Genomic DNA, 20,236 nt, shown 5'->3' with positions numbered 1-20,236 from the left:
ATTAGGTCGCCTTAGACAACATTTTTCGATGAGTGTGAATAGACATCAGAATACCAAAACCAGCCATAAGAGTAACCATTGAGGTACCACCATAACTGACCAAGGGAAGTGGAACACCTACAACAGGCAATAATCCACTTACCATTCCGATATTAACAAAAATATAAACAAAGAAACTGAGTACGATACTGCCCGCCATCATCCGCCCAAATGCAGTTTGAGCACGGCTTGCCAGTAACAATCCACGTCCAAGCACAAATAAATACATTGCTAATAAACCGATAACACCGGTTAATCCCCACTCTTCGGCGATGACCGCGAAAATGAAGTCAGTATTACGTTCAGGAACAAATTCTAATTGTGATTGTGTACCATGGAGCCAGCCTTTACCAGTGATTCCTCCTGAACCAATGGCTATCTTTGATTGAATAATATGATATCCAGCACCGAGAGGGTCTGACTCAGGATTAAATAAGGTCATTACTCTTGTGCGTTGATAATCATGCATCAGGAAGAACCATAACACAGGAATAAAGGCACCGAGTAATACCAATGCGCCAATTATCACTCGCCAGCTAATTCCTGACAGAAACAGAACAAATATCCCCGATGCGGCGATCAAAATTGATGTACCGAGGTCAGGTTGCTTAGCAATTAAGATGGTGGGAGTGAAAATCATCACTAACGCAATAAAGATATGTCGAAAAGCGGGGGGTAACGGGCGATTACCAATAAAACGTGCCACCATTAATGGCACCGCTAGTTTTATCAGTTCTGATGGTTGAAAACGAATAAAGCCTAAATTAAGCCATCGTTGTGCACCTTTAGAGACCTCTCCAAATGAAAGCACACTAATCAACATCACTAAGCCGATACCAAATAAATACGGTGCCCATGCCTCATAGTGACGCGGCGCGATTTGTGCTAATAGCAACATCACTCCAAGCGACAATCCCATTCTTATCGCTTGACGCTCCATCATCGGCATACTTTGGCCACTGGCACTGTACATGATCACTAATGAGAAACTCATGATCGCGAGTAAGCCTAATAACAATGGAATATCGATATGTAAGCGATCACTTAGTGTTGGCTTTTGACCCGTTGTTGCCATGATGCTCATTAACGTACCTCTGCAGTTGCTTTTATTGGTGGAACTACCGGTGACGGTATGTCGGCAGGGGATTCTATCAGCATATGATCAAATATTTGGCGTGCAATCGGTCCACCATTACTTGAACCGCCACCGGCATTTTCTAATACCATAGCTACCACAACTTGAGGTTTATCAAATGGTGCAAAAGCAGTAAAGAGTGCATGGTCACGTAAATGTTCTTCGAGTTCATCGGCATTATATTTTTGGTTTTCAGCTAAACCAAATACTTGGGCAGAGCCAGACTTACCACCTGCTTGATAAGGGGTATCGTAAAATGCTTTACGTGCAGTACCACGACTTCCATATAATACTCGGTGCATTCCTTCACGGGCGATCGCCCATGTTTGAGGATTTACACCTGTAATAGGTGGAAAGTTTTCAAATTTAGCCGGCGCTTCTACTTTATTATCAATGATATTTTTAAGTAGATGCGGACGATGAACAATACCACTGTTAACTAATACTGAGGTTGCTTTAGCTATTTGTAATGGCGTTGCGGTCCAATACCCTTGTCCAATCCCAACAGGAATAGTATCACCTTGATACCAAGGGCGTTTATGGCGTGTTTGTTTCCACTCGCGGGTTGGCATATTGGCTTTACTTTCTTCGTGAATATCAATGCCTGTGTATTCACCATAACCAAACTTATTCATCCATGTTGATAGCCGATCAATGCCCATATCATAAGCAACTTGATAGAAGTAAGTGTCGACAGACTCTTCAATCGCTTTATATATATTGACTCGACCGTGTCCCCAGCGTAGCCAGTCACGGAATTTACGGCTAGTTGAGTTAGGAATCTGCCACCAACCGGGATCATTGCGAGTGGTATTAGGGGTAATAACCCCTTCAGTTAAGGCGGCCACAGCTATTAATGGTTTAACCGTTGATGCCGGCGGATAAATGCCAAGCGTGACACGGTTAACTAATGGTCGATCGGGGTTATTTAATAAGGCGTTGTATTTTTTGCTTGAGATGCCGCGTACAAATAAGTTGGGATCATAACTTGGGCTTGAGACCATAGCTAAAATCGCATCATCTTTAGGATCTAATACTACAATTGAGCCGCGCTTGTGCTTAATGATCTCTTTGCCTGTTTCTGGATCAATTTTACGTTCAGTTAATAAATTTTGAACATATTGCTGAAGCTTAATATCAATATTGATCTTGATATCTTTACCTGGAATTGGCGGAATATATTTTAATGTACGAATAACACGACCGCGGCTATTGACTTCAACTTCTTGATAGCCAGATGTACCGTGTAATAGCTTTTCGTAATACCGCTCAAGACCGAGCTTACCCATATCACGAGTAGCTTTGTAATTACTGAGTTGTCCAGCTTTATCAAGTTTTTTAAGGTCACGATCGTTAATCTTAGCGACATAACCTAAAACATGCGTTAGGGCATCACCATAAGGATAATAACGTTTTAAGTGCGCTTTAACTTCAACACCAGGAAGACGATGTTGATTAACAGAAAATAGTGCAACTTGCTTTTCATTGAGATGATCAAGAATTGGCACAGATTTAAAGCGACGAGTACGGCGACGTTCTTTTTGGAAATTGGCAATATCTTCATCAGTAATGCCCATGATCTGTTTTAGATCGGCAAAGGTCTGATCAAGTTCAGAGACTTTTTCAAGCGTGATTTCAAGACTATAGATAGGTCTGTTTTCAGCTAATATAACCCCATTACGGTCATAAATTAAGCCGCGATTAGGGGATACTGGGACAATTTTAATGCGGTTATCATTGGAGCGGGTTTGATAGTCCTGATGCTGCTCAACCTGAATGTGGAATAGATTGAATAGCAGCAGGCCTACAAGTATGGCTATACCAATAAATGAGACAAGAGCTCGACGAAAAAACAGTGCCGACTCAGCGCGATGATCGCGGATCTGGGTTCGCTTTTGTCTCATTGATGATTATTCCCTGTGGTACGGATGGTTAGCCGTGACACTCCATGCACGGTATAAGCTTTCTGCCATTACCACACGCACTAATGGGTGTGGTAGCGTTAATGGTGATAATGACCAGCTTTGTTCTGCCGCTGCTTTACATGCAGGGGAAAGTCCTTCTGGTCCGCCGATCAAAATTGATACATCACGACCATCTAGTTTCCATGCATCCAATTGTTGTGCCAATTGTCCGGTATCCCAGCGCTTACCTGGAATATCAAGTGTGACAATACGGTTGCCTTTTGCAACTGCTGCTAACATTGCCTCGCCTTCTTTTTGCAAAATGCGAGGGATATCAGCGTTTTTGCCACGCTTTCCTGCTGAAATTTCAATTAATTCCAGTGGCATATCTTTTGGGAAGCGGCGGCTATATTCTTTATAACCTTCCTCAACCCACTTTGGCATTTTAGTACCAACAGCAATCAGTTGAAGCTTCATGATCAATTAGCTCCAAAGCTTCTCCAGTTGGTATAGCTCACGTGCATCATCTTGCATGATATGTAGCATAACATTGCCCATATCAACGATAACCCATTGACCTTCTTTTTCGCCACTGATGCCGAATGGAGGAAAATCAACTAATTTAGATTCTTTGTTTACGTGATCAGCGATAGATGCCACGTGACGGTTAGATGTACCTGTACAGATAACCATAAAATCGGTGATGCTTGATTTACCGCGAACATCAATAGTTACGATATCTTGTGCTTTAATGTCGTCAATTTTATCAACAATGAAATCGTGTAGTTCTTGTACCTGCAAAGGGATTCCCTCACTTGAGTGTTAGTATAGTAGTGGCCGAATGACGCTATAAGTAGCATCGGTAATGTCAAATAGACATACTGACCATGAATTGTGCCGCAGTATACCATGCTCTTATCAGACCGCGATAAGAGGACAAGGTTCAGACGGTATTTTTTCACATGTTTGTTGGACGATTTAGTTCAAATAAGTAAAAAGTCGCGATTTTGACCTGTATTGAGACTAATTCATCGGTTGTAAATGGGTTGGAACACCACACATTTCTGCACATAAGCAACTCAAGGCCGACCATGGCTGAGTATCGTAGTCAGTTTTGACTTGAATTTCCAATAGCGTCAGCTGGCGAATAATAGTAATTAAGGTCGCCAGTGGTAGTCGATGTAATGCCCCAATATACATTTCACGACGATTTTGCCACACTCTAAACTGCTCAAAAATGAGGTTTAAAGGCGTGCCTTTTTTGCCCATTTCTTGCATTTTATACAGTTGAGTTAGTTCTCGTTGCAAAGTACGCAATAAAATCGTTGCTTCAACCCCTTCAGCTTGCAATTGACGTAATATGCGCTGGCTACGTTTTGCTTGTCCGGCTAATAGCGCGTCAATCAATTGAAATGGGGTGTAGTGATTATGGCGACTTAATGCTTCTTGCAAGCGTACTATTGTTAGTATGCCATCAGGGTAAAGCAGCACTAATTTATGTAAGCTTTGCGATAATGCCAGTAAATTACCTTCATGCCATTGAGCTAACATTTGTACCGATTCATGATCGGGCTTTAAGCCTAACTGCTGACAGCGTGCTTGAATAAAGCGCGGCATTTGGCGTGGATCAGGCGTATTGCACGGCACATACAAACCAATATTATCAAGTGCTTTAAACCATTTGGTCGTTTCTTGCTTTTTATTAATTCTTGGTCCGGTAAGTATCAATAAAATATCTGGATGAAGGGCGTTAATAACCTCAATTAATGCTTTAGCTTGATTAGCATTTAAGCCTGTTTCGGCAATTTCAAGTTCGATAATTTGTTGTGCTGAAAATAAGCTCATCGCATGGCAGCAATCTAACACCGCATTCCAATCGATACTATTATCGATAGTAAAGGCATGGCGTTCGAGAAAGCCTTGTTGCTGGGCGATAAGCTTAATACTATCGCCCGCTTCTTGTTTTAATAACAGCTCATTACCAAACAGTAAATAAGCCTGACGCAGGCCTTTTGTTAGCTGCTGCGTCAGTTGTTCTGGGTAGACTCTCATTGCGCGTTGTGATCTTGTTTTTTATGTATAACCGCAGGTGTGGTGGTAATTGTGGTAGTACTACCATCTTTGATTGAAACTTTTTGCTTCTGCAAAATCTGGTTTAATTCAGCATTTAATTTATCTTCTTCGATCTTATTAAAGACAGTGGTTAAACGTGCGAGTTTACGCATGATTTGTTGCGCTGCTTGCTCACGCATTACATCAATTAACTCATCACGCTCTACAGATTTGGCTAATGCTGAAAGTGGGTTATCTAAGAAAGTACGCGTAACTTTAGTACTAAATTGCTCAATACCTTGATTTGGAATCGTGACGGTATAGTTAACGGTTAAGGTTAAATCGTATTCTGCTTTACCGTTATTTTGGTATAACGATAACGTACTATCGCCAGTTGATTCACTGGTGATATTAAGGTTTGGTACTGTTGCTGCTGGTTTTACTTCTTCAATACCATGCAGTTTAAATTGGTATTTCACCATACGGGTTAATTTACCGTAGGGGTCAAAACTGGTTAATGATAATTTAGCTATTCCCTCAGGTAGCATGTAGTTACCACGAAGGTGAAAACCACAAGAAGCTGTTGTAAGCGCGAGAAGAGTAATGATAAGTAGTCGAGTTAGGCTGTTGGCCGAGAAAAAACTTTTCACGAAAGTCAGCTCCTTGAAATAAAAGAAGGTGCGCTAGGCGCAAAATTAAAGATGACTGTAATTATAAAGATCCCCGCAAAAGCGGGGATCTTGAGGTTATTGTCATGTTAGTCGAGCTAACACAGTAACCTTGATTAGTTTGCTACGATATTCAGCAGTTTACCTGGTACATAAATAACTTTACGCACGGTATTGCCATCAGTAAAGCGGGTTACGCCTTCTTCAGCCATAGCAAGTGCTTCTACTTGCTCTTTAGTTGCATCTGCCGCTACGGTTAATTTAGCACGTAGTTTACCGTTAACTTGCACAATAATCAGTTTTTCATCTTCAACCAATGCCGCGGCATCAGCTTGTGGCCATGCTGCATGGTCAATGTCTGTTTGACCTAGTGCTTGCCACATTTCAAAACAGATATGCGGTGTCATTGGGTAAAGCATTGTTACAATCGCTTTTAGTGCTTCATCAAGAATAGCACGATCTTGAGCTGATTCTTGTGGCGCTTTAGCAAGCTTGTTCATTAATTCCATGATTGCAGCAATCGCGGTATTGAATGTCTGACGACGACCAATATCATCGCTTACTTTAGCAATTGTTTTATGGATATCACGACGCAGTGCTTTTTGATCGCTGCTTAATGCTGCGGCATCAACGGTAGTCGCTTGGCCTTTTTCTGCATGTTCACGTACCAGTTTCCAAACACGTTTAAGGAAGCGGTTAGCACCTTCAACGCCAGATTCTTGCCATTCAAGTGTCATGTCAGCAGGTGATGCAAACATCATAAATAGACGTACAGTATCTGCACCGTATTTGTCGACCATCTCTTGTGGGTCGATACCGTTGTTTTTAGACTTAGACATTTTGATCATGCCTGAGTGCTCAACGTTGTGACCTTGAGAATCAACAGCAGCAGTAATACGACCTTTACCATCACGCTCAACAGTTACATCAGTTGGTGCAACCCACTCTTTACCACCTTTGTCTGTGGTGTAGAAGAACGCATCAGCCAATACCATGCCTTGACACAGTAGTTGCTTAAATGGTTCGTCAGAGGTTACGTAACCTGCATCACGAAGCAATTTGTGGAAGAAACGTGAGTACAATAGGTGCATACACGCGTGTTCAATACCACCAACATATTGATCAACAGGTAGCCAGTAGTTCGCTTTAGCAGGATCAAGAATATCATCTGCTTGTGGTGAACAGTAACGTGCGTAGTACCAAGATGACTCCATGAAAGTATCAAAGGTATCTGTTTCACGTAATGCAGGCTCGCCATTAAAGGTGGTTTTTGCCCACTCTTTATCAGCTTTAATTGGACTGGTTACGCCATCCATTACCACGTCTTCTGGAAGAATAACAGGTAGTTGATCTGCAGGTACTGGGTGAACTTGACCGTCTTCAGTGGTTACCATTGGGATTGGTGCACCCCAGTAACGTTGACGAGAAACGCCCCAATCACGTAGACGGAAGTTAACAGTTTTCTTGCCTTTGCCTTGTGCTTCAAGCTTAGTTGCAATCGCATCAAATGCTTGTTGGAAGTTTAGGCCGTCAAATTCACCTGAATTGAATAGAACACCTTTTTCAGTGTATGCCGCTTCAGAGATGTCACACTCACTACCGTCTTCTGGCTTAATAACCGCCATGATGTCGATGTTGTATTTAGTTGCAAATTCAAAGTCGCGTTGATCGTGTGCAGGAACGGCCATTACCGCACCTGTGCCGTAATCCATTAATACGAAGTTAGCTACGTATACTGGTACTTCACGGCCATCAAGAGGATGGATCGCGATTAAGCCGGTATCCATGCCTTTCTTTTCCATGGTTGCAAGTTCAGCTTCTGCAACTTTGGTGTTACGGCACTCATCGATAAAGGTTGCTAGGGCTGGGTTGTTTTCAGCCGCTTTTGCTGCCAGTGGGTGACCCGCTGCAATGCTAACAAAAGTTACACCCATTAGCGTATCAGGGCGGGTAGTGTAAACTTCTAGATCGTCTTGACCTTGAACGTTAAACGTTAGTTCAACACCTTCAGAACGGCCGATCCAGTTGCGCTGCATGGTCTTAACCATCTCAGGCCAGCCATCAAGGGTATCAAGATCGTCAAGCAGTTCTTGGGCATACTCAGTAATTTTAATGAACCACTGTGGAATCTCTTTTTGTTCAACAGGGGTATCACAACGCCAGCAACAGCCGTCTTCTACTTGCTCGTTAGCCAGTACTGTTTGGTCATTAGGACACCAGTTTACAGAAGAAGTCTTCTTGTATACCAAGCCTTTGTTGTACAGTTTAGTGAAGAACTCTTGTTCCCAACGGTAGTACTCAGGAGTACAGGTTGCGAATTCACGGCTCCAATCGTAACCAAAACCTAATAGTTTAAGTTGGTTCTTCATGTATTCGATGTTTTCGTAGGTCCACGGTGCAGGTGCGGTGTTATTTTTTACTGCTGCGTTCTCTGCTGGAAGACCAAATGCATCCCAACCAATTGGCTGCATGACATTTTTGCCTTGTAAGCGTTGGTAGCGAGAGATAACATCACCGATAGTGTAGTTACGCACGTGACCCATGTGCAAGCGACCACTTGGGTACGGGAACATAGAGAGACAGTAGAATTTTTCTTTATTAGGATCTTCACTAACAACAAAGGTCTTATTGTTATCCCAATGTTCTTGAACTTTTTGTTCAATGTCCTGTGGACGATATTGTTCTTGCATCGATGACATCCAGAATTTTGTGAGTTTAATACAAACACATTCATTGTAATCGACATAGGATAACCAAAGGTAAAGGTGTCAACAATAGCTGATAGCGATTCGGCGACCTTAATCTTGTATTTGGACGTAATTACGTAATTATTTCGCACATTGGCTGAGGATTAATCCCATGACTAAGCAACAAAAGCAGTATCAAGCAGTATTAGAAAAAGTAACTGAAGCGCTTAAGCATAGTCCAGAAGAGCTAAAGAAGTTTTTTAAGGTAACTGAGCTTTATGGTAAAGCTGCTAGTGATATGACTAAAGATGAGCTGGCGTTGATTGAAGCGTACATTAAAAGCGATCTTAAAACGACCGAGTTGTATGGCAAAGCAGCTAGCGATATGACCAAAGATGAGTTGTCATTAGTGGAAGCTTATGTCAAAAGCGATCTTAAAACCTTTACTGAAGAAGTGAAAAATAGTTCACAGCCATTCAGTGAAAGTCCATTTTATAAGTTAGTTAGTGAAAGTATTTGGAAAAATTTAGCTGAAATTACTGATAAGACCCAATTAGAGTGGATTGAAGTGATGGACGACATTCAACATAAAGGTGTTTATCAGGCGGGTGAACTGGTTGGATTAGGTAATCTTGTGTGTGAGCAATGTGGCCATACTCAAATGATCACCCATGTGACACGCATTGAACCATGCGTAAAATGTGGCTGTAAACAATTTTCACGTTTGCCATTAAACCCATAATGGGTAGTGTGATATCTTGCAATTAAAAACGCAGCGCTATAAACGCTGCGTTTTTTTATTGGTTGAATAGATACTTAATAGTCAGGTTGATCAATGGTATCTACCACGACGGCAGAATCTGCAGGCTTAATAGTAGTAGCTGGTTTTTGCAGTTGCTGCTGTTGTTGAGGTGCCGCTTGAGTTGGCTGATAGTCTTGATTAAATTGAGGCAATACGTGGTCATAGCCTTTGATTTCACGTGTCGCTGCTGTCATTGGCTCATAAGTGAATTTTTGACCTGCCAACGATGCTTCAATCATTGCACCACCTTTGGTGCGAGTAAAGATAGCCACACCATTGATGTAGCTTTTGGTCATGTAATCACTACCAGCATGCATACCAGCGCCTGCAGTACCGACTTTAGCTGATGCGCCTTCATCTAAGGCTACCGCTGATGCTTGAGCATCAAGTTCTAAACCGCCATCAATAAAACGATCGTAAGCACGCTTATCTTGAAAGAATAGAATTTCGCTAAAGGCTTGGCCACCAAATTGTAATCCAATCGATAGTTGGTATAACTTAGCAAATCCCATCGCTTTATTGGCTTTAAACACTACGCCTGAGCCATAAGCACCACCAACCCAGAAACCGCCTTTACCTACCGATGGAAACACTGCATACCCATAAGCTGAATGGAAAAAGGGTTGTGTTTGTGGGGATTTGTAAAAATGGGCTAATGCATCTTTAGTGTCATTTTGTTGTTCTTGAGCAAGTGCTTGGGTTGATAGCATCAGCATCAATAATGAACATAAGCCAATAAATAATTTGTATGGTGCTTTCATCTGTTGTTCCTTATCGTTGCTATAGGTGGTTGAGACCTGCGGAGTCGCAGCGGTTATTTATCATAAAACTTTAACAAATTCGCTGCAAAAAAAAAGGTGAAGTTATTAACTTCACCTTAGATTTTATTCTTTTTCTGTTGAGCGTAAGTCACGGAAATGTCCGCGTTTACGTCGAATGAGTAGCCAAGATAACGCTAATGCCCATAAACAGTAACCGTATAATGGCCAGCTGCCTAAGGTGGTATAAGGTGTCATGCCAATGGTTGGAATAACTTTATCTTTTAATACCCCGGTGACAAATTGTGGTAATTCTTTAGTGATATGACCATTGTGGTCAACTACGGCAGTAATCCCTGTATTTGTTCCACGTAACAACGGCTTACCAAACTCAAGCGCCCGCATTTGGGCAATTTCCATGTGTTGGAACGGTCCGATTGATCGCCCAAACCAAGCATCATTAGATAGGGTCAGTAGTAACTCTGTTTCTTTGGTGATGTTTTCGCGAATTTGCTCACCAAAAGCAATTTCGTAACACAGCGCCGGTGCAATAGAATAACCATGAGCTTGAATATTCGGTTGAATATAAGCACCACGACTAAATGACGACATCGGTAGGTTAAAGAATGGCGCTAACGGACGTAGAATACTCGCAAACGGTACAAACTCACCAAAAGGTAATAGGTGATGTTTGGTGTAACGGGTTGCGGTGTTGTAGTTATACGGGCCGTCGGCATCGACACCTAGAGTCAAAATGTTATTGAAAAATTCGCCATCAGCTTTTTGATCTAAAATACCGGTGATCACGGTGCTGTTATGAGCACGTGCGGCAGCATCGAGATTTTGTAAGAAGGTTGGAATATCTTCTTCAAGTGCAGGAATAGCAGCCTCAGGCCAAATAATAAGATCAGAACCCCAATTGTCGCGAGTTAGATCCATATATTTCATCAAGGTTGGCCAACGATGACTTGGCAGCCATTTTTCTTCTTGAGATATATTGCCTTGGATCAGAGCCACAGTAACACTGTGTTTAGGATCGGGTTTTACCCACTGCGGAATACCAGCTAATAGTGCTAAGATCGCCACTAAAATAGCAACCAGTAATGGACGCCAGTTACGGTAATAAATGGTTGCAACAATTGAGCCTGAGATCAGCATCAACGCGAGGGTAATGCCTTCGACACCTAAGATCGGTGCAAAGTGTGCCAATGGTGTATTGAGCTGGCTATAGCCCATCCACAACCATGGAAAACCAGTAAATAGCCAACCTCGAATCCAATCAAGCAGCAGCCAAATAACAGGGCCTGATAGTAATAATTGGTGGAAAGGGCGTTGACGGTTGAAGCGATTAAATAAATAGCCAAATAGCGCCGGATAAAGCGCGAGATAGCTAATTAGTAAAACCATTAAGAACATGCTGGCAATTTTAGGCATACCACCAAAGGTATCAATGCTGACATGTACCCAGCTGATGCCAGTACCAAACATGCCTAAGCCATAAAAAAAGCCAATTAATGCTGAACGTTTAGGAGATTGTTTCTGTAGTAAAAATAAGAACAGAATCAATGTTAATGGAGCAATAAATGCGTAGTCATAAGGGGCAAAAGACAAGGTTGCAATTGCGCCCGCAGGGACAGCTGCAAGCAACTGTCCCAACAAGATGAGTGTTTTTTTTGTCATCATTTACGGAGTAATGGTAGGTTGAAATGCTTCGTCAGGCACCGTTACTTGTAACTGGATAATGCGGCGGTTATCAGACGAGGTCACTTTAAATGAATAACCATTAACTTCAACGACTTCACCGCGCGATGGCAAGTGACCAAAACTCATCATTACAAGTCCGCCGACAGTATCGACTTCTTCATCACAGAACGAGGTTTGGAACAGTTCATTGAAATCTTCAATGGTTGTTAATGCTTTTACAGCGTAAGTATGTTTACTTAATTGGCGAACATCTTGCTCTTCTTCGTCGTCAAATTCGTCTTCGATTTCGCCAACAATTTGCTCAAGAATATCTTCAATCGTAATAACACCAGATACTCCACCAAACTCATCAACCACAATTGCCATATGGTAGCGTTCTTCGCGGAACTCTTTTAATAATCGATCGACTCGCTTACTTTCCGGTACAACAACAGCGGGACGTAATACTTTATCGATATCAAAAGGCTCACTATCAGGTAATAAATAGCGCAGTAAGTCTTTGGCTAATAAGATGCCTTCGACATGGTCTTTATCATCACTAATAACTGGGTAGCGAGAATGTTGGGCTTCAACAATTAAATCAATTAGATCTTCTAACTTCTGAGAACGCTCGACAGTCGTCATTTGTGAGCGTGGAATCATAATGTCCCGTACTCGCATTTCGGCTATTTCCATCACACCTTCGAGCATGTCGCGAGTGTCATGATCTATCAAATCGTTTTCTTCCGAGTCACGGAATACTTCAACTAATTCTTCACGGTTTTGTGGTTCACCTTGAAAAAGTTGGCCAATACGTTCAAAGAAGGATTTTCTACTCGGACCTTCAGTTGTTGGAGAGTTATCTTCGTTCATTATTTACTTTATCAATTAAGTGGGCATAGCCACGGATATGCGGCTTAGTTTACTAAGCCGCGGAATATATGTTGGTATATTACTACTTTTCAGAAATATAAGGATCGACAAAGCCCATGTTTTGCATGATTTCTGTCTCTAATGCTTCCATTTCTTCTGCTTCATCATCCTCAATATGATCATAACCTAGCAGATGCAGACTGCCGTGTACAACCATATGTGCCCAATGCGCATGTAGCGGCTTTTGCTGTTGAGCCGCTTCAGCTTCGACCACTTGACGACAAATAATTAAATCACCCAGTAAATCAATTTCAATAGCTGGTGGCGCTTCAAAAGGAAACGACAACACATTGGTTGGGCGATCTTTACCACGGTATTCAAGATTTAATGCATGACTTTCTTGTTCATCAACCAGACGAATTGTCACTTCTGCATCGGCTTGAAACGGTGTTACAGCAGCATTTAGCCATTGTTGGAATTGAGCTTCCGTTGGTAATCCCGCTTCGTCAGCTGTTGCAAGTTGTAGATCAAGGTAAATCGCCATTAGTTACTCTTTTTGTGATTCAATTTTAGCAGCGGTTGCCACAGCAAATAAGGCGGCTTCTTTGGCTTCTTGCTCTGTGCGACGACGTTGTTCTGCTTGTTTTCGTTGTTTTTGGTCTTCACTTTCCCACACTTCATAAGCTTGAACGATACGAGCAACCACAGGGTGGCGCACAACATCATTAGCTAAGAAGAAGTTAAAGCTAATATCCTCAACATTGGATAATACTTCAATTGCATGACGCAGACCTGAACGTGCTCCTCGCGGTAAATCGATTTGAGTCACATCGCCAGTGATCACCGCACGTGAATTAAAGCCAATACGGGTTAGGAACATTTTCATTTGTTCAACGGTGGTATTTTGGCTCTCATCTAAAATAATAAACGCGTCATTGAGGGTGCGGCCGCGCATATAAGCCAACGGTGCGACTTCAATTACATTACGTTCAATCAGCTTTTCGACACGTTCAAACCCTAGCATTTCAAATAATGCATCATAAAGCGGACGCAGATATGGATCGACTTTCTGACTTAAATCACCGGGTAAGAAACCTAACTTTTCACCAGCTTCAACCGCAGGACGGGTCAGTAGAATCCGACGTACTTCTTGGCGCTCAAGGGCATCAACTGCCGCAGCAACAGCAAGATAAGTTTTACCTGTACCTGCAGGTCCTACACCAAAAGTAATATCGTGGCCGACAATATTGGCAATGTATTGGGCTTGATTAGGTGTGCGTGGTTTAATAATTCCTTTTTTGGTTTTGATATGAACTTCTTTACCAAAAGGAATGGTGGTTTCTACCGTTTGTTCTAGTACGCCTGAAGCTTTAATCGCCAGATGAATATGATCAGGTTCAATATCAGGAATGTTGTTATGTACGGGAGCTGTATCAACATAGAGATCTTTAATTATATTGGTGACAGCTTCGGTGGTGTGCGGTTGACCAACAACACTAAAGTGGTTGCTGCGGTGATTGATTTCAACCCCTAAACGACGTTCTAACTGTTTGATGTTGTCGTCAAATGGACCACAAAGACTAGATAGACGCTGATTATTCGCAGGCTCTAAATCAAATTCTACAGTAATTATTTTGCTCAAGGTTTGCCTCTCATTGAGGTCGCCTATTAGCAGGCGACCATGTTTTCAGGGCATGCGGGTTACTTTAAATAACGCATAACAGCCTCGGTGAGACTGTTATTATTACGCATTATTCTGGAGTATATACGCCTACACCTAAGTCATCTTCACGGCGCGTTTTTGCCATCATAGCAGCTGGTGACATTGCTACGCGAAGATCCATTTCTGCTTCTGTGCGAACCAGTTCGCCACGCAATGAGTTAGTAAATACATCAATGATTTTGACATCAACAAATTGACCAATCAATTCAGCAGAACCTTCAAAGTTCACAATACGGTTATTTTCAGTACGACCACGCAATTCCATCACATTTTTACGTGATGGACCTTCAACTAAAATACGTTGCTCTGTGCCTAACATTTGACGTGCATGGCGCATCGCTTGACTATTTAGTTGTTGCTGTAGGGCGTACAGACGCTCTTTCTTTACTTCCTCTGTCAGATCACAAGGGTAATCTGCGGCAGGCGTACCTGGACGAGGAGAGAAGATAAAGCTGTAACTAATATCAAAATCGATATCACGAATAAGCTTCATGGTATCTTCGAAATCTTGATCAGATTCGCCAGGGAACGCGACAATAAAGTCTGAACTCATGGTGATATCTGGACGTACTTTACGTAATTTACGGATTTTTGACTTATATTCAAGCACCGTATGAGGACGCTTCATCATTGTTAGAATACGATCTGAACCACTTTGTACTGGTAGGTGTAAATAATTAACCAGTTCAGGGGTGTCTCGGTAAACTTCAATAATGTCATCAGTAAATTCAATCGGATGACTGGTTGTGTAACGTACACGGTCAATACCGTCTATCGCTGCCACTAAGCGTAGTAGTTCTGCAAAGCTAGCAAGTTCACCATCATGAGTAGGGCCACGGAATGCGTTAACATTTTGACCAAGCAGGTTCACTTCACGTACGCCTTGATCTGCCAGTTGAGCGATCTCAAATAATACATCATCAATAGGGCGGCTAACTTCTTCACCACGGGTGTAAGGTACAACACAGTAAGTACAGTACTTAGAACAACCTTCCATGATAGAAACAAATGCTGTTGCACCATCAGCACGAGGCTCTGGCAAGCTATCGAATTTTTCAATCTCTGGGAATGAAATATCCATCACGGTTTTTTCATTTGATTGAGAGCGCTTAATCATCTCAGGCAAACGGTGTAGGGTTTGTGGACCAAAGATCACATCAACGTAAGGTGCACGTTTGCGAATTGAATCACCTTCTTGGGTCGCCACACAGCCACCAACGCCAATCACTAGATCGGGCTTTTTATCTTTTAGTTTTTTCCAGCGGCCTAGCTGATGGAAAACTTTCTCTTGTGCTTTTTCACGGATCGAACAGGTGTTAAGTAGCAGAACATCTGCTTCTTCTGGGATTTCTGTTAACTCGAAGCCATTAGCAGCATTAAGAAGATCGGCCATTTTTGATGAATCGTATTCGTTCATCTGGCAGCCCCAGGTTTTAATCAGCAGTTTCTTCGCCATCTCTCTTCGCTCGTAGTGTTGATTCATTTCATTCAGATTACGGGCTGACAGGGTTGCATTACCTTTTTTAAGTAACGCCCTGTAGCAAGCCGCGTATTGTACTGCTTTAAACTCGGTCTGACTAGATCATCACCACCCTGAAAAATTTGTGGTCTTTTCACGGTAGCTAACGATAAAGATGGAACGATTTAAAAAGTGATTGTTCATCATAGACTTTATCAAGTGTTCCCATACCCAATTGACGCATTTGTTTACGGATCCATAATGTTCGTTGATAAACATAATTGCTCATTGGGCTGGCTTTTATTCTATACGGATCAGGTAATACTGCTGCAAGCTGCGCCGCTTGTTGAACGCTAAGACGACTGGCTGGAATATGGAAAAAGTGTTCACTTGCCGCTTCAATACCATAGATCCCAGGTCCAAATTCAATCACGTTTAAATACATTTCTAAAATACGATCTTTGCCCCAAATAACCTCCATCCACAAAGCAAAATATAATTCGATGCCTTTACGAATATAAGAATGCCAAGGGAATAAAAACACATTCTTAGCGGTTTGTTGAGTAATCGTACTTGCGCCGCGACTAGGACCATTTTTACCACTGTGATCGAGTACTGATAAGGTAGCGTTGATATTGATACCATGATGTTCAGGAAAAGTTTGATCTTCCGATGCAATAACGGCTAACTGCATATTTTTTGAAATCTGATTCAAATTTACCCATTGATGCTGAGTTTGGGCTGGATAACCTTGAGGCGGAAAGAGGGTGCGACTTATTTCCCAGCCCCAAAAAGGTGGATTAATAAATTTAAAAATAACGATTAATATAATCGGTATAATAAGAGCACATAAAATAAGTTTAACAATAAAGCGTTTAAAGCCTGCCAACATGGTGATTTGATTCCTTTCAGCAGTGAGAGACCATGGCCTGAATGGGAGGTTAACAGCAAATACATTACGGTAGTGAGCTGTTAAACGTGTTTTCTTATACAATTATTCAACATAATGGTTTGCAAGATTATAACTAAATAACAAGCCAAGACATAATAGGCAGGTGAAAATATGGAACAATATGATGTTATTGTTGCTGGTGGCGGTATGGTTGGCGCGGCAGCTGCAATCGGTTTAGCTCAGCAAGGATTTGAAGTTGCAGTTATCGAAGGTTACGCACCTGCACCTTTTGTTGCTGAACAAGTGATGGATTTACGAGTATCTGCGATTTCGCCACATTCAGTGGCATTATTAGAACAATTAGGCGCATGGCAAGCGGTGTTAGCGATGCGTTTATGTTCTTTTAAACGGCTTGAGACATGGGAACACCCAGAATGTCGAACCCGCTTTAATGCTGATGAAATGCAACTGCAACAATTGGGTTATATTGTTGAAAATCGCGTAATCCAATTAGCACTATGGCAGCAATTTGAACAATACGACAATATTAGTTTGTTGTGCCCTACAACCATGGTTGCTGCGACAGCAATTGATGATGGTTATCAGGTTGAATTAAATGATGGCACTTTGATTAAATGTGGGTTATTGATTGGTGCAGATGGCGCCAACTCGCAAGTACGCCACCAAGCGAATATTGGTATTACCGCATGGGATTATCGCCACCATTGTATGTTAATTAATATTGCAACGGCGTTACCACAACAAGACATTACTTGGCAGCAGTTTACCCCTGCCGGTCCACGTTCATTTTTGCCGTTACCTGGCCATCAAGGATCGTTAGTTTGGTATGACAGCCCAGCGCGTATTCGACAATTGTCAGCCATGCCTGCACTGCAATTACAGGCCGAGATAACCGCCGCTTTTCCTTCAGAATTAGGTGATTTTACAGTACTTAATCATGGCAGCTTTCCATTAACCCGTCGTCATGCACAAAGCTACTATAAGCCGAATGTAGTATTGCTTGGCGATGCTGCTCACACTATCAATCCATTAGCTGGCCAAGGGGTAAATTTAGGCTTTAAAGATGTTAGTTGTTTATTAGAAAAAATCAGTCAGGCTGGTAATGACTGGCAACAGCCGCAAGTACTGGCAAATTATGAGCGTTGTCGTCGACCGGATAATTTGCTGATGCAAACGGGTATGGATTTTTTCTACAGTACTTTTAGCAATAATATTGGGCCATTAAAGCTACTACGTAATGTCAGTTTACGGATTGCAGATCATACTGGTGGTATAAAAAAACAGGTACTTAAATATGCGATGGGTATTTAAACAAAGGGTACCTTGCTTTTTTAAATAGAAGTTTATTGGATAGTGCTTGTTGTTTGTGACATCTTTGTTATGGCAAAGACGAATTCACAGGAGGAAGCATTGTTTATTACCAACATCAGCCGATTTTTAACGCGACTGTGGTATTACCCGTCATTAAACATGGGATTAAGAGGCTCTGCGGCGATAATTCTGATCGGTGTACTTGGCATAGTTGGAGAACGATTAGATTTAGCTTCTTATGCCATCGTCGCAATGCCAGCAGCATTATTAAGTGGTCTAGATCAACCGGGTCCTAAACGATGGCAACGGCTCGGTATCTCAATTGTGATGTGGGGAGTTGCTGTCACGCTCTCGTTGGGGCTTTTTTACAGCCCATTACCGTTATGGCTCAGCTTTGCTATTATTGCGATGTTGCTTGCCTTTCCTGCCGTTAATGGTCCATTCTGGACACGATTAGGTATTTCTTCGCTCTATTTAGCGACGGTTTGTTTCTCTTTATTTAATCAACATTCGCCGCTACAAAACTTCCCGGTATTATTATTAGGCCCAGCGATTTTTGCGCTGTTTAGTTGGCTGTGGTTTGTGATATGGCAAAATCTAGCTTTACGTTCAAGTTTGGCTGCTATTTATAATAGCTTAGCGGATTATATTGCGTTAAGGCAGCGGATATTGTTAGGCGAAGCTGAGTTGCTGCCAGCATTATCAAACCAAAAACATCGCTTGGTTGATTTATTTAGCCAAACGATTCAATCAAGTACATCGCTCGATGCTACGACAGCAAAACGGCAATCACTGTTAGCGAGTTTACAGGTTGCAAGTGATGTTTTTGAATTAGCGATTATTGGTCATTCAACTAATCAATTACTGTTAGCTCGGTTTGAGGATCCTATTCGTCGTCAGCAGTTGATATTATGGAGCCAACATGCGCAACAAATCCTACATCGTCAAGCTAAGGCTATTCAAAGTGGTGGTCGCTACCAGTGTCAACATCAGCTGTCTGCATTAGCGCAACCTCTAGTGGCGAGTACTGTTGGTGATGCTCATGCACAATTGCGGCTGTGGGGAAGAGCGATTATTCGTATCTCCCAGGTGATTGAAAATAATAAGCCATTATACCAACGTCAGTTTCAAGTACAGCCATTTGAAATCACTTGGCGCTGGCCTGTATTTGGTCATCCTATTTGGCGTTATATCGCACGAATGGGAATCATCTTTGCTGTTGGATCTGGTATTGCCCAGTACTTTCAGTTATTACGCCCAGAGTGGGTGGTGTTAACCATGGTGTTGGTATTGCAACCTGGATTTGTCGCGACCAAAAGCCGTGTTTGGCAGCGATGTATTGGTACTATTGGCGGATTAGTGTTTGCGCTGGTGGTGATTAAATCAGGGTTACCCGTTGGTGCAATGCAATTGATCACCTTAATGTTAGTTCCAATATCATTAACGTTGATTTTACGCTATTACGTGGTGGCTGTTGGTGGTTTTTGTGCGGTATTGATATTGGCGTTAGAGTTACTTGCTCACCAAGGATTAGCGTTAATTTTACCGCGATTAATTGATTGTTTTGTAGGGGCAATAGTAGTGCTGTTAGGAATGACATTTCTATGGCCACAATGGCGCAGTCACGACATCAATAACAAAGCAACTCAGGGAATAATCACTGCAGGCGTGTTACTTAATTATGCATTTTGTCAGTTAAAAGGTGATAATCGAGCAGATTTTATTGCTGACGAGCAAGCACGGCAAACCTTAATGGGATACCGTAAAAATGTGTTGATAGCTGAGCATGATTGGGAGTTGGTTTTTAATGAAATGCAGCAAGAGCCCAAACGTACCCATAAAGATAGTGATTATCAACAACAATTATTAGAACAATACCATCAGCTTGTACATTATCTTTGTATCTTAGTTTCGATGCTACGCAAAGGGGTAGTATTGCCCGCAATTGTTGATTATCAAGTGCCGATTGAGCAAGGGATTGAAGCGTTGGTTATACAGCTACGAGATGGGGTCGATACCACATTTCCTTATCTTGATGATTTAAATACTGAGTTACAAGATGATAGCTTATCTGCAGATCAAATGACGGTAAGGGCGGTGATCATGCTGTCAGCTGCAACATTAAAACACCTCCACCAATTAAAAAGTAGTGGTGAACTGATTTAATCGGTTATCCATATATGAAGATAATAAAAAAGCCGCAAACAAAATAATATTGTTTGCGGCTTT

The 20,236-nt window shown here is 42.0% G+C and carries 17 protein-coding genes; 3 read left to right on the top strand and 14 right to left on the bottom strand.

Features of this window, described 5'->3' with window-relative positions; all coding sequences use genetic code 11:
- Position 1: 1 nt before the first annotated feature.
- The 7 genes from rodA to leuS all read right to left on the bottom strand — a co-directional run bounded on the left by rodA (position 2) and on the right by leuS (position 8,488).
- Positions 2–1,123, bottom strand: a complete 1,122-nt coding sequence (gene rodA / locus PAND9192_RS19155) for a rod shape-determining protein RodA (protein WP_087854999.1) — start codon at positions 1,121–1,123, stop codon at positions 2–4.
- Positions 1,123–3,078, bottom strand: coding sequence for a penicillin-binding protein 2 (gene mrdA / locus PAND9192_RS19150; protein ID WP_087854998.1), 1,956 nt, complete (start codon positions 3,076–3,078; stop codon positions 1,123–1,125). The genes rodA and mrdA overlap by 1 nt, the downstream gene beginning before the upstream one ends.
- Before the next feature lie 6 nt (positions 3,079–3,084).
- A complete protein-coding gene (gene rlmH / locus PAND9192_RS19145; RefSeq protein ID WP_061000179.1) occupies positions 3,085–3,555 on the bottom strand; it encodes a 23S rRNA (pseudouridine(1915)-N(3))-methyltransferase RlmH in 471 nt (156 codons plus the stop codon).
- A gap of 6 nt (positions 3,556–3,561) precedes the next feature.
- On the bottom strand, positions 3,562–3,879 hold the full coding sequence (rsfS, locus tag PAND9192_RS19140) for a ribosome silencing factor (protein WP_087854997.1): 318 nt from the start codon (positions 3,877–3,879) through the stop codon (positions 3,562–3,564).
- 222 nt (positions 3,880–4,101) lie between these two features.
- A complete protein-coding gene (gene holA / locus PAND9192_RS19135; RefSeq protein ID WP_087854996.1) occupies positions 4,102–5,130 on the bottom strand; it encodes a DNA polymerase III subunit delta in 1,029 nt (342 codons plus the stop codon).
- On the bottom strand, positions 5,127–5,780 hold the full coding sequence (locus PAND9192_RS19130) for an LPS-assembly lipoprotein LptE (protein ID WP_087854995.1): 654 nt from the start codon (positions 5,778–5,780) through the stop codon (positions 5,127–5,129). Before PAND9192_RS19130 ends, holA begins: the two co-directional genes overlap by 4 nt.
- A gap of 134 nt (positions 5,781–5,914) precedes the next feature.
- Positions 5,915–8,488: a leucine--tRNA ligase gene (gene leuS / locus PAND9192_RS19125; RefSeq protein WP_087854994.1), complete on the bottom strand. Its 2,574-nt coding sequence runs from the start codon at positions 8,486–8,488 to the stop codon at positions 5,915–5,917.
- A 169-nt stretch (positions 8,489–8,657) separates the two neighbouring features.
- On the opposite strand from leuS, the gene PAND9192_RS19120 reads away from it, so the two are divergent.
- Positions 8,658–9,227: a zinc ribbon-containing protein gene (locus PAND9192_RS19120; protein ID WP_087854993.1), complete on the top strand. Its 570-nt coding sequence runs from the start codon at positions 8,658–8,660 to the stop codon at positions 9,225–9,227.
- Positions 9,228–9,301: 74 nt separating this feature from the next.
- Here PAND9192_RS19120 and PAND9192_RS19115 read toward each other — a convergent pair whose 3' ends face one another.
- The 7 genes from PAND9192_RS19115 to mtgA form a co-directional block, all read right to left on the bottom strand.
- Positions 9,302–10,048: a lipid-binding SYLF domain-containing protein gene (locus tag PAND9192_RS19115; RefSeq protein ID WP_087854992.1), complete on the bottom strand. Its 747-nt coding sequence runs from the start codon at positions 10,046–10,048 to the stop codon at positions 9,302–9,304.
- Positions 10,049–10,171: 123 nt separating this feature from the next.
- Positions 10,172–11,725, bottom strand: a complete 1,554-nt coding sequence (lnt, locus tag PAND9192_RS19110; RefSeq protein ID WP_087855026.1) for an apolipoprotein N-acyltransferase — start codon at positions 11,723–11,725, stop codon at positions 10,172–10,174.
- A gap of 3 nt (positions 11,726–11,728) precedes the next feature.
- Entirely contained in the window at positions 11,729–12,601 is an 873-nt protein-coding gene (gene corC / locus PAND9192_RS19105; RefSeq protein ID WP_061000167.1) for a CNNM family magnesium/cobalt transport protein CorC, read from the bottom strand.
- Between the two features lie 82 nt (positions 12,602–12,683).
- A complete protein-coding gene (ybeY, locus tag PAND9192_RS19100; RefSeq protein WP_087854991.1) occupies positions 12,684–13,145 on the bottom strand; it encodes an rRNA maturation RNase YbeY in 462 nt (153 codons plus the stop codon).
- A 3-nt stretch (positions 13,146–13,148) separates the two neighbouring features.
- Positions 13,149–14,243, bottom strand: coding sequence for a PhoH family protein (locus tag PAND9192_RS19095; protein ID WP_061000163.1), 1,095 nt, complete (start codon positions 14,241–14,243; stop codon positions 13,149–13,151).
- Between the two features lie 109 nt (positions 14,244–14,352).
- On the bottom strand, positions 14,353–15,780 hold the full coding sequence (miaB, locus tag PAND9192_RS19090) for a tRNA (N6-isopentenyl adenosine(37)-C2)-methylthiotransferase MiaB (RefSeq protein WP_087854990.1): 1,428 nt from the start codon (positions 15,778–15,780) through the stop codon (positions 14,353–14,355).
- Between the two features lie 166 nt (positions 15,781–15,946).
- Positions 15,947–16,675 carry a monofunctional biosynthetic peptidoglycan transglycosylase gene (gene mtgA, locus PAND9192_RS19085; RefSeq protein WP_087854989.1) on the bottom strand — a complete coding sequence of 243 codons (729 nt, stop codon included), beginning with the start codon at positions 16,673–16,675 and terminating at the stop codon, positions 15,947–15,949.
- 171 nt (positions 16,676–16,846) lie between these two features.
- On the opposite strand from mtgA, the gene PAND9192_RS19080 reads away from it, so the two are divergent.
- Positions 16,847–18,007 carry a 2-octaprenyl-3-methyl-6-methoxy-1,4-benzoquinol hydroxylase gene (locus PAND9192_RS19080; protein WP_087854988.1) on the top strand — a complete coding sequence of 387 codons (1,161 nt, stop codon included), beginning with the start codon at positions 16,847–16,849 and terminating at the stop codon, positions 18,005–18,007.
- A 69-nt stretch (positions 18,008–18,076) separates the two neighbouring features.
- Entirely contained in the window at positions 18,077–20,173 is a 2,097-nt protein-coding gene (locus PAND9192_RS19075; RefSeq protein WP_087854987.1) for an FUSC family protein, read from the top strand.
- Positions 20,174–20,236 lie beyond the last annotated feature (63 nt).

It is taken from the genome of Photobacterium andalusiense, from assembly GCF_900185625.1.
Lineage (GTDB): Bacteria > Pseudomonadota > Gammaproteobacteria > Enterobacterales > Vibrionaceae > Photobacterium > Photobacterium aquimaris.
Note: the sequence above shows the minus strand (reverse complement) of the source record. Positions and strands in the feature narration are given on the sequence as shown.

Excerpts from the sequence above, each read along its gene's own strand:
- rlmH (WP_061000179.1), bottom strand. The coding sequence starts at position 3,555 with ATGAAGCTTCAACTGATTGCTGTTGGTACTAAAATGCCAAAGTGGGTT.
- PAND9192_RS19120 (WP_087854993.1), top strand. The coding sequence starts at position 8,658 with ATGACTAAGCAACAAAAGCAGTATCAAGCAGTATTAGAAAAAGTAACT.
- lnt (WP_087855026.1), bottom strand. The coding sequence starts at position 11,725 with ATGACAAAAAAAACACTCATCTTGTTGGGACAGTTGCTTGCAGCTGTC.
- rodA (WP_087854999.1), bottom strand. The coding sequence starts at position 1,123 with ATGAGCATCATGGCAACAACGGGTCAAAAGCCAACACTAAGTGATCGC.
- miaB (WP_087854990.1), bottom strand. The coding sequence starts at position 15,780 with ATGGCGAAGAAACTGCTGATTAAAACCTGGGGCTGCCAGATGAACGAA.
- PAND9192_RS19115 (WP_087854992.1), bottom strand. The coding sequence starts at position 10,048 with ATGAAAGCACCATACAAATTATTTATTGGCTTATGTTCATTATTGATG.
- corC (WP_061000167.1), bottom strand. The coding sequence starts at position 12,601 with ATGAACGAAGATAACTCTCCAACAACTGAAGGTCCGAGTAGAAAATCC.
- mtgA (WP_087854989.1), bottom strand. The coding sequence starts at position 16,675 with ATGTTGGCAGGCTTTAAACGCTTTATTGTTAAACTTATTTTATGTGCT.
- ybeY (WP_087854991.1), bottom strand. The coding sequence starts at position 13,145 with ATGGCGATTTACCTTGATCTACAACTTGCAACAGCTGACGAAGCGGGA.
- PAND9192_RS19075 (WP_087854987.1), top strand. The coding sequence starts at position 18,077 with ATGGCAAAGACGAATTCACAGGAGGAAGCATTGTTTATTACCAACATC.
- mrdA (WP_087854998.1), bottom strand. The coding sequence starts at position 3,078 with ATGAGACAAAAGCGAACCCAGATCCGCGATCATCGCGCTGAGTCGGCA.
- leuS (WP_087854994.1), bottom strand. The coding sequence starts at position 8,488 with ATGCAAGAACAATATCGTCCACAGGACATTGAACAAAAAGTTCAAGAA.
- holA (WP_087854996.1), bottom strand. The coding sequence starts at position 5,130 with ATGAGAGTCTACCCAGAACAACTGACGCAGCAGCTAACAAAAGGCCTG.
- PAND9192_RS19080 (WP_087854988.1), top strand. The coding sequence starts at position 16,847 with ATGGAACAATATGATGTTATTGTTGCTGGTGGCGGTATGGTTGGCGCG.